General features: G+C 63.8%; 12 protein-coding genes and 1 pseudogene. 9 read left to right on the plus strand and 4 right to left on the minus strand.

What is annotated here, in order from left to right; translation table 11 throughout:
• Positions 1–19: 19 nt before the first annotated feature.
• Positions 20–1150: pseudogene (locus DF200_RS11125) on the minus strand (ROK family protein); the annotation flags it as partial.
• Between the two features lie 153 nt (positions 1151–1303).
• Between DF200_RS11125 and DF200_RS05040 the strand changes: the two are divergent.
• The 7 genes from DF200_RS05040 (at position 1304) to DF200_RS05070 (ending at position 8484) form a co-directional block, all read left to right on the plus strand.
• Positions 1304–2182 (plus strand): 3-keto-disaccharide hydrolase, encoded by an 879-nt coding sequence (locus DF200_RS05040; protein ID WP_109137194.1) that lies wholly within the window; start codon positions 1304–1306, stop codon positions 2180–2182.
• Complete coding sequence (locus tag DF200_RS05045; RefSeq protein WP_109137195.1) at positions 2175–3254, plus strand: Gfo/Idh/MocA family protein; 1080 nt, start codon at positions 2175–2177, stop codon at positions 3252–3254. The genes DF200_RS05040 and DF200_RS05045 overlap by 8 nt, the downstream gene beginning before the upstream one ends.
• A gap of 6 nt (positions 3255–3260) precedes the next feature.
• A complete protein-coding gene (locus DF200_RS05050) occupies positions 3261–4262 on the plus strand; it encodes a sugar phosphate isomerase/epimerase family protein (protein WP_109137196.1) in 1002 nt (333 codons plus the stop codon).
• A 120-nt stretch (positions 4263–4382) separates the two neighbouring features.
• Complete coding sequence (locus DF200_RS05055) at positions 4383–5660, plus strand: MFS transporter (protein ID WP_158275782.1); 1278 nt, start codon at positions 4383–4385, stop codon at positions 5658–5660.
• 91 nt (positions 5661–5751) lie between these two features.
• Positions 5752–6690 carry a TolB family protein gene (locus DF200_RS05060; RefSeq protein WP_109137198.1) on the plus strand — a complete coding sequence of 313 codons (939 nt, stop codon included), beginning with the start codon at positions 5752–5754 and terminating at the stop codon, positions 6688–6690.
• A 324-nt stretch (positions 6691–7014) separates the two neighbouring features.
• On the plus strand, positions 7015–7770 hold the full coding sequence (locus DF200_RS05065; RefSeq protein WP_109137199.1) for a hypothetical protein: 756 nt from the start codon (positions 7015–7017) through the stop codon (positions 7768–7770).
• Between the two features lie 243 nt (positions 7771–8013).
• A complete protein-coding gene (locus DF200_RS05070) occupies positions 8014–8484 on the plus strand; it encodes a MerR family transcriptional regulator (RefSeq protein ID WP_109137200.1) in 471 nt (156 codons plus the stop codon).
• 14 nt (positions 8485–8498) lie between these two features.
• Here DF200_RS05070 and DF200_RS05075 read toward each other — a convergent pair whose 3' ends face one another.
• Positions 8499–9146 (minus strand): NAD(P)-dependent oxidoreductase, encoded by a 648-nt coding sequence (locus DF200_RS05075; RefSeq protein WP_109137201.1) that lies wholly within the window; start codon positions 9144–9146, stop codon positions 8499–8501.
• Positions 9147–9345: 199 nt separating this feature from the next.
• Here DF200_RS05075 and DF200_RS05080 point away from each other — a divergent pair, with 199 nt between their 5' ends.
• A complete protein-coding gene (locus DF200_RS05080) occupies positions 9346–9690 on the plus strand; it encodes a winged helix-turn-helix transcriptional regulator (protein WP_439098316.1) in 345 nt (114 codons plus the stop codon).
• A 33-nt stretch (positions 9691–9723) separates the two neighbouring features.
• Here the strand turns inward: DF200_RS05080 and DF200_RS05085 are convergent, their stop codons facing one another.
• Positions 9724–10515, minus strand: coding sequence for an ABC transporter permease (locus DF200_RS05085; protein WP_109137202.1), 792 nt, complete (start codon positions 10513–10515; stop codon positions 9724–9726).
• Entirely contained in the window at positions 10512–11294 is a 783-nt protein-coding gene (locus DF200_RS05090; RefSeq protein ID WP_109137203.1) for an ABC transporter ATP-binding protein, read from the minus strand. The genes DF200_RS05085 and DF200_RS05090 overlap by 4 nt, the downstream gene beginning before the upstream one ends.
• Positions 11295–11425: 131 nt before the next feature.
• Here DF200_RS05090 and DF200_RS05095 point away from each other — a divergent pair, with 131 nt between their 5' ends.
• Positions 11426–12160, plus strand: coding sequence for a response regulator transcription factor (locus DF200_RS05095; protein ID WP_206603415.1), 735 nt, complete (start codon positions 11426–11428; stop codon positions 12158–12160).
• Positions 12161–12172: the final 12 nt, after the last annotated feature.

A 12172-nucleotide genomic window follows, 5' to 3' on the forward strand; every position in this document is an offset into this window, starting at 1 on the left:
CGGTTTCGGTCGTCGCCACGATGCGCAGGTTTCGCGTGGTGGGCGGCAGGGAGCGGCGGTAGACGCATTCCCTGAGACGCGCCAGATACGCCTCGCCTATGGTGATGCCTTCTCCGCCGATCACCACAAGTGAGGGGTTGAGCAGATTGATGATGGACGATAGCGTTTCCCCGATCGCGTCCGCGCTTGTTCGCAGAATGCGGCCGACGACGTGATCGGCGGCTCCGGCGGGGGAGAACAGGTCGGCGAGGGTCGGCTCGCCATGGTCCGCGATGCATTGTTGCAGATAGGGGCTGTCGTCCGATGATTCGACGGCCTGGGCGGTCATTCCCCATCCTGCCGCCACGGCTTCAAGACAGCCGGTTTTGCCGCAGCGGCAGGGTACGTTCGATCCGGGTACCGCCACATGCCCGATGTCGCCCGCCGCGCCGTCCGCCCCGCGGTGGATGGCGCCGTTGACGATGAGGCCGGCGCCGATGCCCTGTCCGATCTTGAGATAGACGAGATTGTCGGTGTTCTCGTTCGTCAGCGTTCGCTGCGCCTCGACGGCCAGGAGATTCACGTCGTTGTCGACCCATACGGGGGCGTGGAGCCGTGATTCGAGCGGCGACCGGACGTTCACATCGTGCCATTCCGGCATGACGGGCGGCGAGATGACGGTGCCGGTCGCGAAGTCTATGATGCCGGTGACTCCCACCCCTACGGCCCACAGTGGAAGGTCCCGGTCATGTGTCATGTCGGATATGGCGTCGACCATGCGGTTCAGCGCGATGTCCGGGTCGGTGAAGATGCTGTTGTCGAGTCGTCTCCGGTCGATGATGGTGCCGTCAAGGTCGCTGATGCCCACGACGGCGTATGTCTGACTGATCGCGCATAGGGCGAGAAGGGCGGCCCCGGAGCGGAATCGCAGCAGCCGGGGCGTTCGTCCGCCGGTGGACTTCCCGCTTCCCGATTCCTCGATGAGTCCCAGCCGCAGTGCTGTGTCGATGCGTTGACGGGCCGCCGTTCGCCCCAATCCGGTGGCCTGTTCCAATGCGGGTCTGTTGTTGGCCTCGTTACGTTGCACGAGCTGCACGATACGGGCGAGCGGCACATTGGCTATGTTCGCGTGTTGCGGGGTCGACTTCATCGCGTTCCTTTTCGCCGGCATATCGGTTTCGTGTTTTTCGTTTTCATCCTACAACACTCCGTCTTGACTTTTGTTTAAAATAAACATAATCTAAATCATGTCAAACAAAACTAAAGTCTTTCTAAACACAATGAAGTGTGTTTTGCAATAACGAAATCAGGAAAGGATTATGCGATGACGCATCCGATCAATCCGCCCGAAGGCTTTGTGAGCCTGTTCGATGGGGAGACGCTTACCGGGTGGCACAGTACCGCCCGCGTGTACGGCGCCATGTATCCGGGTGGCCCCACGCTCTATGAATCATGGGAGGGATTCGGCGGGGAATTCCAGGAGAACTCCCTCAAATATCCGGCGAAGTGGTACGTGGAAGACGGGACGATCGTCGGACGTCAGGATCCCGAACACCCCGGATTCGGCGGCTATCTCGTGACCGATAAGAAATACGGCGATTTCGAACTCCAGCTCGAACTGAACCTCGACTGGCCCGCTGATTCCGGCATCATGTTGCGTAAGCTCGACGACCGATGGGAGGGGTGGCAGGTGCTTGCCGACCTGCGCAAAAGCGGCACCATCGGACAGTTCTATGGCAACGGTCTTGCGCCGTTCCACGCCGTCTCCTACAACCTTGATGCGATACGGGACGAGAACGGCACCCCCATCGGCCTCAAGGCGGACGATCCGGAGACCTCGATCGAGCCGCTCAGCCGCGAGAAATCCGACATGCTTGAAGAGAAGATAAGCGCGGAGGACTTCATCGACATATGGAAGTTCAATGATTGGAACCACTTCCGCATCGTATGCGAGGGCAAATACCCGCGCATCAGCGTATGGGTCAACGGCACATTGACCGGGGTGCTCGACGGAAGCCGGCGGTTCGCCGAGAACTACGATCCGCAGAAGGTCTACGAGATGCTGGGACGGAAAGGCCACATCGCCCTTGAGGTCCACGATTGCGAGCCGCTGCTCGGTTCGGAGCGATGGGCGCCGGATTCCCTGTGTCGATGGCGCAACATTTTCATCAAGGAGCTGAACACGGAGGAGACCGATGACTGAGTCGATCAACGCCGCATTCGTCGGCGCGGGATTCATGGGACGCGTACACGCCGACGCCGTCCGACGGGCCGGCGGCCGTCTCGCCGCCATCGTCGGCGCCAATCTGGAGGAAAGCGCCGAAGCGGCGGAACGTCTCGGTGCGGAACGACCCTACGGGTCCCTGGAACAGGTGCTGGCCGACGACTCCATCGACGTGGTGCACATCCTCACGCCGAACTTCCTGCATGCCGAACAGGCCATGCAGGTCATCAAGGCGGGCAAGCACGTGATCTGCGAGAAGCCGCTGGCCGTCACGTCGCAGGAGGCGGAGAGCTTGGTCGCGGCGGCGAACGACGCCGGCGTGGTGGCGGCGGTGCCGTTCGGATACCGGTTCCATCCCATGGTCCGCGAGGCCCGCGCACGTCTTGCCGGCAAGGGCATCCACTCGTTCGAGGCCAGTTATCTGCAGGATTGGCTCGCCGGAGAAACCGATGACTGGCGGGTGGACTCCAGATCGGGCGGCCGTTCGCGCGCCTTCGCGGACATCGGGTCGCATCTGGTCGACATGCTTGAATTCGTGACCGGCGCCCGCATCGTCCGGCTCACGGCACGCACGAAGATAGCCAGGCCGATGCGAGGCGGCAGACCGGTGAGCACCGAGGACATCGCCGTCGTCGTCGTGGAGCTCGACAACGGCGCCATCGGCACGCTCATGGTCTCCCAGGTCGCAGCGGGGTACAAGAACCAGCTCTCCTTCCGCATCGGCACCGACGACGAGACCATCGGCTTCGACCAGCAGACCCCGAACAGTCTCTGGCTGGGGAGGGTGGACGCTGAGACGACGATCCAGCGCGACCCCGCGCGCCTCTCCCCGGACGCCGCACGGCTGTGCACCATTCCCTCCGGCCACGCCATGGGGTACCTCGACGCCGTCGCCGGATTCGTGCGTGACGTCTATGCCGCCATCGGCGGCCATCCCGCAGAGGGGACGCCCTGTTTCGCCGACGGGTTGCGCGCCGTGCGCATCACCGAAGCCGTGCTCGAATCAGCCGCAGCCAACCAATGGGTCGACGTACCCGGAACGGAGGAATGATCGGATATGAACAGGCCAGTCACGCTGTTCACCGGCCAATGGGCCGACATGCCATTCGAGGAAGTGTGCCGCCACGCCGCCGAATGGGGCTTCGACGGTCTTGAGATCGCCGCATCCGGCGACCACCTCGACATCAAACGCGCCGACGAGGATGCGGACTACCTGCAGTCCAGACTCGACATCCTCGACAAGTACGGTCTCAAGGTCTTCGCCATCTCCGACCATCTGACGGGGCAGGCAGTCTGCGACGACCCCATCGATTTCCGTCACAAGGCCATCGTCCGCGACTACACATGGGGCGACGGCGATGCCGAAGGCGTCCGCCGACGCGCCGCCGAGGACGTCAAACGCGCGGCTCGGGTGGCGCGCAAGATGGGCGCCGACATCGTCACGGGCTTCACCGGCTCGAAGATCTGGCCATACGTGGCCATGTTCCCTCCGGTGCCCGAATCCGTGATCGAGGCAGGCTACGAGGACTTCGCACGCCGATGGAACCCCATCCTCGACGTCTTCGACGACGAAGGCGTACGATTCGCGCTGGAAGTGCATCCCAACGAAATCGCCTACGACTACTGGACGGCATCAAAGGCCCTTGACGCCATCGGCCATCGCAAGGCATTCGGATTCAACTGGGACCCCAGCCATCTCATGTGGCAGGGTGTGGATCCCGTCGCGTTCCTCATGGACTACGGCGACCGCATCTATCACGTGCACTGCAAGGACACCAAGGTGCGGCACGACGGCCGTTCGGGCCGTCTCGGATCGCACCTGCCCTGGAACGACCCGAGACGGGGCTGGATGTTCGTCTCGCCGGGCCACGGCGACGTGCCCCTTGAGGAGGCGTTCCGCGCCATGGACCACATCGACTATCAGGGGCCGCTTTCCGTGGAATGGGAGGACGCCGGCATGGACCGCCTCCACGGCGCCCCCGAGGCGCTCGCCTACGTGCGCGGCCTGCTCTGGCCCCGTCCGGAGGCGGCCTTCGACTCCGCCTTCAGCAACCAGTAGCCGAAGACGTATCATCCGCGGGATGCCGCGCCCGCCATCGCGACGGGCCCGGCATCCCGGCCCGCACGGCACGACGACGCGCCGCGCATCATTCCGTATTGCTTTTCAATGGAGAAAACAATGACTGCATCAGATACATCCGTGACCGATACTTCCGCGACCACCGCGACCACCACGGTCGGCACGCTTCCGAAAAAACTCAGCCCCTCGATATTCGCCCGTCTCTCGGTGATGATGGTCATCCAGTACATGACCTACGGCGCGTGGTGGGCCACGCTCGGACTCGTGCTGTCCAGTCGCGGCCTGGGATCCATAGTCGGATTCGTCTACGCGCTCGCGGCGGTCGCGGCCATGACGTCCCCGCTGCTCGTCGGGGCGCTGGCCGACCGGTTCTTCGCATCCCAGAAGGTCATGGTCGTGTTCCACGGCTGCATGGGCGTCGTCCAGCTCGCCACGTTCTGGTTCCTGTCCCAAGGCAACGTGCCCATGTTCCTGGTCTGCGTCTTCGTCTGCATGATGCTGTATCAGCCGACCGCCACCCTGACCAACAACATCACGTTCTCCCACCTACCGGCGTCGTCCAACGCGTTCTCCGTCATCCGCGCATTCGGCACCCTCGGCTGGATCATCATCGGCCTGTTCGTCGGACAGACAGGCCTCTCCGCCAGCCCCGCAATCTTCATCGTGGGTGCGGTCATGTCGTTCATCCTGTCCGTATACTCCATCACCCTCCCGGACACGCCGCCGCCGGCCAAGGGCACGCGTTTCCAGTGGGGCGACATCATCGGCCTCGGCGCGTTCAGCCTGTTCCGCAACCGCAGCTTCGTCACCCTGTCGATATGTCTGCTTGTCACCGCCATACCGATCTCCATCTACAACTCCTACGGTTCCACATACCTCAGCATCGTTGGTGTGCCGAACGTTGCCTCGTTCATGACCATCGGCCAGTTCACCGAAATCCTCTTCCTGGTGATCCTGCCGATCGTGCTGCGGTTCACCACCATGAAGACGGTGCTCGTCAGCGGACTGGTCGCTTGGGTCGTCCGTGCCGGCATCTTCCTCACCATGACCAACGGCAACGTGCCCATGGCCATCATCGTGGTCGCCCTGCACGGCCTGTGCAACGACTTCTTCGTCATGGCGTCGTTCATGTACATCGACGATATCGCCGGCGAACGGATCCGCGCCCAGGCGCAGGCCCTCGGCTTCTTCATCTCCTTCGGCATCGGCAATGCCATCGGCTCGCTTACGGCAGGATGGTTCTTCAACACCTTCGTAGGAGACTCCATGGAGGTCTCGGCCTGGCATCCGCTGTGGTATCTCGTCGCGGCGATCACCGCGGTCGGCTCCGTGCTGATGATCGCCTGCTTCGAACGCCGGAAAAAGTCCCGCGAGTAAGTATGCCGCCCGCCGCTCGCCGGCATCATCCGCGCGCGGCGGCCCTCTCCTTTTCCCCAATTATGTCAACCAACATGAAAGGAACATCATCATGACCATCCCCTCCACCCATCACGACGGACTCAAGTCCCCCCGCTGGCCGGGAAGGCAGTGCCTGCAGCCCGGCCAGATCGCACAGCTGCGGGTCATCGACGTCGAAACGCGTGAAGAGACGGTGCTGCTCGAATCCGACATGCTCATCGAATCGCCGAACTGGACCCCGGACGGCGAATGGATCATCGTCAACGCCAAGGGGAGGCTCTACCGTCTTCCCGCCGACGGCTCCGGCATGCTCGAACGCATTCCCATCGACAACGTTCCGTGGGTGAACAACGACCATGTGCTTTCCCCCGACGGGAAGCGTATCTACTTCAGCGCGGAAGGCCACCTGTACGTCGCTCCGGTCACCGGGGGCGACGCGCGCAAGGTGTCCAACGACCATCCCGAGATCCAGGAATACAGCTACTGGCTGCATGGCATTTCGCCCGACGAGAAGACGCTCGCCTACGTCTCCACCGAACCGGAGGGCAGCGACCCGCACGGTCGTCGCAACCTCGGCACCATTCCCGCCCACGGCGGCCCCGATTTCCAGATGACCGACGGCGTCAACGATTTCGACGGTCCCGAATACTCACGGGACGGGCAGTGGATTTACTACAACTCCGAGGAGGCCGCCACCTGCGACGGTCATGCGCAGATCTTCCGTCGCAGGCCCGACGGTTCGGAAAGGCAGCAGCTCACCTTCGACGACCGCATCAACTGGTTCCCGCATTTCGCGCCGGATGGTTCGAAATTCGTCTACATCAGTTATGAGCCTGGTCTGCTCAGCCATCCCGCCGACACCATGGTGGAACTACGCATGATGGACGCCGAGGGAGGGGAACCGGAAACCGTGACCACGCTGTTCGGCGGTCAGGGCACAATCAACACCAACACATGGGCGCCGGACGGACGCCGGTTCGCGTTCATCGCTTATCCATCGGCACTGTAGTCGCGCAGTCGTCCGGTCGCGCGGCCGTTACGGCGTCCATCCCGAATATTGCCGGTCGGATGAGGGGAAGGCGACGTGCCGCTCCGGACGCGGTGTGGACGGCGTCGAAATTCATCCACACCGCCGGATTGCGGGCTCGGGTTATCCACATTGTCAATGCGGATGCCGCCGTTCATCCCCATATCCACATTTTCGCCTCGCGTCGTTGCCGCGCATGGTTCCGACGATTTAGAGTATGGCTCACCCGCGGTCGTCGTGACCCGCGGGACGCTGCGGCACATGGTATGCGGTGCCGCGCGGTCATATGGGAGTTGGGAGCGAATCATGGTGACGACGATGGAGAACGTGGAGGACCCGGGCGTGGCACTGCTGGACACCTGCGACGTGGCCGACCTGTTCCAACGGTGCGATCCGGAAGGCTACGCCACGGCGAGAAGACGGTTCTACCGTGAGGTGAGCATCAATCCGTTCAAGAAGCACCCGGAGGCGATGCTTCGGCTGATCGAATGGTCGTTCTGCGACTGGTTCGCCTTCGAATGCGCCGTCGAGGGCTCGTCCATCGGCGACGATGGCGACGACGGCGGCCCACGGTTCCGCGTATGCCCCGAGGGGAAAACCGGCAAGTCGCCGTATCTGGTGACGGCGGAACGGCTGTACGACTGCGACGGCATCGACGCCGCCCAGCTGTCCGACATGCGTGATGTGGACGCCACGAATTTCGCCTCGATCTTCTGGATCGACGACGCGAATGCGGTGAAATCGCTGATGAGGGTCGAGGACGTGATGAACGGCGGCCGCTACGAGCTGCATTGCCCGTCGGACTCGGCCAAGTACGACGGCGCGCACGGCGGCACGATCGTCAACCGCATCGCCAAGGTCCGGGGCGTATGGAGGCCGTGCGCGATAGCCATCTACGAGTCGAGACGCCCGGACACGCGGCAGACGCGCGACATGCTTGTCGAATCGTTCGGCCCGTGCGGATACCAGCCCGATTTCCCCGGTCTGCTGCGGTTCTTCTACGGCCGTGCCAAGGATACCGGCCTCGGCTGGGAGGATCTCGTCGCATTGATGTACGAGTGAGACCGGTGACTCGTTCCGAGCGATTCGTGTCATGAATATCCGGGCATTGACCATGGTCATTGGCGATTCCCCGGCGATTGTTCTTTAATGGTCGGGAAACGTTTGCGTCGCCTTTGCATCGAGGACGCCCGCTTTGCGCCACTCGGGAGGCACCCACTCAGAAGGCACCTCACTCAGAAGGCACCCACTCAGAAGGCCTTGACCGACCGGTAGTCGCGTCGTCATCGCCGGATAGGAGACATCATGACCGCCACGACCACATGGCATACCATCCACGAGGCCTCATTGGCCTCCGGACTGCCGGAATCCACACTGCGCTACTACGAGCAGATCGGCATCATCCCGCCGATAGCGCGCGACCCCAGTTCGGGCCACCGCGCCTATTCGGACGCCGACCTCGAACGGCTCACCACCGTCTCGTGTCTCTCCGCCACGGGCATGCCGCTGGACGCGATGCGCGAATACCTCGCCAACGCGGCCAACGGCATGGAAGGCGCCGCACGTCAGATGGAGCTGCTCGACGCCCAGGCGCTACGGCTCGCCGCCAAGGCCGAGGCCATCCGCATGCAGCAGGCCTACGTCTCGTTCAAGGCGCTTTACTGGCGTGCCGTGTCCGAAGGCCGTGAGGACGACGCGAGGAGGCTGCTTGAGGAGAACGCCGACGTCGTCACCAAGGTCAAGAGACTCCAGACCGGCGGCAAAACCGGGCGCTGACGGCGCCGCGGGAATCACCAACGCACGGAGACGCGTTCGCCGACGTGGGTGTTGGCGTCGTCGGCCGTGGCCAGGTCGACGATGGCGACGGCGTAGTCGGCGTAGCTGATCTCGCTTCGGCCGGCGTCGTCGGTCGTCAGCTCCTCGCCCGCCAGCACGTAGCGGCCCGTGCGCTCGCCGTCGGCGATGAACTCGGCGGCGGGGGAGACGAACGTCCAGCGCACGTCGTCACGCCTGCGGATCTCGTCGAGCGCGGCGCCCTGCGCCTTCGACAGCGGCACGTATTCGTCGGGGAACTCCGGGGTGTCGAACAGATGCGTCGTATGCTCCGGGTCCACGTACAGGCTGCCCGCGCCGCCGACGACGATCAGGCGGGTATCGGTGCCGGAGAGGATATCGGACAGGTGGTTGACGGATTCGGAATGCTGGTCCAGTGTCTCCGGCGTCCATGCGCCGAACGCGTCGACGACCACGTCGAAGCCGTCGAGGTCGGCGGCGGTCAGGTCGAACAGGTCCTTGACGATGGCGTGCGGGGCGACGGTGCGGTTCTCTCCGCGCACGACGGCGGTGACGTCGAAGCCGCGTTCCACGGCCTCCTTGACGATGAGACGGCCGGCCTTGCCGTTGGCCGCGACGACCGCGATGCTGATGGTGCCGGTCATGGTGAACTCCTTTGCATTGTATGGACGGTGTCGTTGTATGGACGGTGTCGTTGCATCGGCGGAGGCGAAACGGGTATTGCGCTTCCGCCGCTGATTCAGTACCGTATTGCAGTACGTTCCAAAAAGGAAGAAGGCACCAGAAAGTGCCATAGTTACCTTTTGGAAACCATTGTGTGTTTGCAACGTTTTCGGGAGGTTGATGATGCCTGCTTTGGAACAGCTTCCGGCGTGTCCCGTCGAGACCACGCTGACCCTGATATCCGACAAGTGGAAGATGCTCATCGTGCGCGACCTGTTGGACGGCACCAAGCGGTTCGGCGAGCTGCGCCGTTCCGTCGGCAATGTGTCGCAGAAGGTGCTGACGTCGAACCTCCGCCAGATGGAGGCAGACGGACTGGTGAGCCGAAAGGTCTATGCCGAGGTGCCGCCGCGCGTGGAGTATTCGCTCACCGAAACAGGGCGCAGTCTTCGCATCGTGGTGGACGCCATGTGGCGGTGGGGCGAGCAATACAAGGCCGGGCTGGCCTCCGTCCGGCACGGCTGAAGCCGCCGGCGGCCGTTCCGGCGGCGTGCGGCGCTACCGTTCGGAGGCGGGCCTGAACTGGTCGTCGGCGGTGAAGCAGGTGCGGTACACCATCGTCATGATGAGCGTGTCGGCCACCAGCGTGAGCGCCGCGATGGCGGCGAACACGACGAACTGGTATTTTGCCGCGTTGATCGGATCGCCGCCGGCGATGACCTGACCGGCCATCATGCCCGGAATCGTGACGATGCCGCACGACGCCAGCGTGGCCGTGGTCGGCAGCAGGCCCAGCCGGATCGACGAGACGATCGACGGGCGTGCCGCCTCCCACGCGCTCGCCCCCAGGGCCAGCATCGTGTCGATCTCGTCGCGCCGCTCGTCCATGCTCTCGTAGAACCGGCTCAGCCCCACCGCCAATGCCGACACCGTGTTGCCGAGCAACATGCCGGTGAGCGGCACCACCAGCTGCGGCGCATACCACGGGTGCGGCCGCACCACCAGCTCCGTGACCAGCGAGATCATCAGCAGCATCGTGATCGTCAGGCTCAGCAGCACCGGACCGGCCAGTCCCTTCGGCACGCCCTTCGCCCGGGAGAGGGTGATCTGCACGGCGGCCACCAGCATCACGGCGATCACCGCTAACACCAGCCACACGTTATTCGCCCGAATCACATAGCCGACGACGAACCCCATCGCGCAGAGCTGGAGGAGCGCCCGGCACGCCGACCACAGCAGCGTCTTGCCGATGCTGATGCGCATCAGCTCGCTGATGCCGGCGGCCACCGCCACCATGGCCAGGGCCACGAGCAGGCCCCAGACGTCGATATTGTATGAGTTCCCGGTCATACGGTCTCCTTGACGGAATCATCCCCGACGATACGCATGGTCAGCCGGCCGTCGGCAAGCGTCGCGATGCGATGCGCCCGACCATCCGGCGGCCGGTGCCGTATGCGCACGATCGCCATGCCGCCCGACGCCGCTTGGGCCATGATGTCCGCCACCTTCTCAGCGTTCTCGTCGTCCAGCCCCGCATCCACCTCGTCGGCGAGCAGCACCGTCGGCTCCGTCAGCAGCGTACGCGCCAGCGACACACGCGCCGCCTGACCCCCGGAAAGATCGTGCGGGGGCCTGGAAAGATTGATGTCGGCGCAACCCATCGCATCCAGCGTCTCGCGGATGCGGGAATCGGGAAGCAGCTCGCGTGCCCTGCGCTCGTTGGTTCGGAAGAAGCGGGCCGGCCCCCTCGTCCGTTCCGCATCGCCCCGTACGGCGAGCGTCCACGGCACCCGAATGGCGTCGGCCACGGTGTCTCCCGGCAGGATCGGCTTCTGCGGCAGATACGCCACCGCACGACGCCACTGCTGCGGCGTGAATTCGCCGGAATCCCGCCCTTCCAACATCAACGTTCCCGAAGCATGGGGGTTCAGCCTCGCGAATGCTGTCAGCAGGCTGCTTTTCCCGGAGCCGGACGGTCCCACGAGGTCGACTATCTCGCCTCCGCCGATGGAGAAATCGACACCATGGAAGATCTCGTGGCCCTTACGGCCGTCGTCCGTGGATGACGCGGCGTCCGGCACGACGCATGACATGCCCGTCGCGCGGAACGTAAACGATTCGTCTCCCATAATCGGGTACGTTACCGTCGACATGCCGTTCCTATCAATCCCCAGCGTTTCTTAGTCTTTTCTTAGCCGTCGTGAAGTCTGATAATAAGGAAAAGGCACTGGCACGTGCGATACCAAGGCAAGGACATGCGATGAACGATATGCCGGACGACGTCACGACCGCTTCCACGGACGCCATCTCGATCGATGCCGCCGAGCGACTGCTGCTGCCCGTCGTGCTACTTGTGGAGGACGATTCCAACCTCGGTGCCATGACCGGCGAGATGCTGAACGAGCGGTATCGGGTCGACTGGGCGCAGACGGCGTCCGAGGCGCGCGAACGTCTGGGCGGGGCACGGTACGACGCGCTGATCGTCGACCGTCGCCTTCCCGACGGCGACGGCCTCGACCTGATACGCCTCCTGCGCGGCAGCGGCATATCCACGCCGGCATTGGTGCTGACCGCGCTTTCCGACGTCTCCGACATCGTCGAGGGCCTGGACTCCGGCGCGAGCGACTATCTGACCAAACCGTTCCATTTCGTGGAGCTGGAGGCGCGTCTGCGTGCATTGCTGCGCGGATTCCACGCCCAATCCTCCAGCATCATGATCGGCGACTGGCTGCTCAAGACCGCCACCGACGTCATCGAGGATCCGGACGGCCGCGCCGTCTCGCTGACCAACACCGAGACCAAGTTGCTGGCCGCGCTCGCCTCGTCGCCCGACCATGTCTTCGACCGGGGCGAGCTGATGCATGGCGTGTTCTCCGACGGCAGCGACACCGGCACCGTGGATGTCTACGTCTCGTATGTGCGCGGCAAGACCACGAAGACGATCATCGAGACGGTGCGCGGACGCGGCTATCGCATCGGCGCGCCGAGGGCGTAGGAGCATGAGCCG

It is taken from the genome of Bifidobacterium catulorum, assembly GCF_003129925.1.
Taxonomy (GTDB): domain Bacteria; phylum Actinomycetota; class Actinomycetes; order Actinomycetales; family Bifidobacteriaceae; genus Galliscardovia; species Galliscardovia catulorum.

Excerpts from the sequence above, each read along its gene's own strand:
- DF200_RS05040 (WP_109137194.1), top strand. The coding sequence starts at position 1,304 with ATGACGCATCCGATCAATCCGCCCGAAGGCTTTGTGAGCCTGTTCGAT.
- DF200_RS05045 (WP_109137195.1), top strand. The coding sequence starts at position 2,175 with ATGACTGAGTCGATCAACGCCGCATTCGTCGGCGCGGGATTCATGGGA.
- DF200_RS05050 (WP_109137196.1), top strand. The coding sequence starts at position 3,261 with ATGAACAGGCCAGTCACGCTGTTCACCGGCCAATGGGCCGACATGCCA.
- DF200_RS05055 (WP_158275782.1), top strand. The coding sequence starts at position 4,383 with ATGACTGCATCAGATACATCCGTGACCGATACTTCCGCGACCACCGCG.
- DF200_RS05060 (WP_109137198.1), top strand. The coding sequence starts at position 5,752 with ATGACCATCCCCTCCACCCATCACGACGGACTCAAGTCCCCCCGCTGG.
- DF200_RS05065 (WP_109137199.1), top strand. The coding sequence starts at position 7,015 with ATGGTGACGACGATGGAGAACGTGGAGGACCCGGGCGTGGCACTGCTG.
- DF200_RS05070 (WP_109137200.1), top strand. The coding sequence starts at position 8,014 with ATGACCGCCACGACCACATGGCATACCATCCACGAGGCCTCATTGGCC.
- DF200_RS05075 (WP_109137201.1), bottom strand. The coding sequence starts at position 9,146 with ATGACCGGCACCATCAGCATCGCGGTCGTCGCGGCCAACGGCAAGGCC.
- DF200_RS05080 (WP_439098316.1), top strand. The coding sequence starts at position 9,346 with ATGATGCCTGCTTTGGAACAGCTTCCGGCGTGTCCCGTCGAGACCACG.
- DF200_RS05085 (WP_109137202.1), bottom strand. The coding sequence starts at position 10,515 with ATGACCGGGAACTCATACAATATCGACGTCTGGGGCCTGCTCGTGGCC.
- DF200_RS05090 (WP_109137203.1), bottom strand. The coding sequence starts at position 11,294 with ATGGGAGACGAATCGTTTACGTTCCGCGCGACGGGCATGTCATGCGTC.
- DF200_RS05095 (WP_206603415.1), top strand. The coding sequence starts at position 11,426 with ATGAACGATATGCCGGACGACGTCACGACCGCTTCCACGGACGCCATC.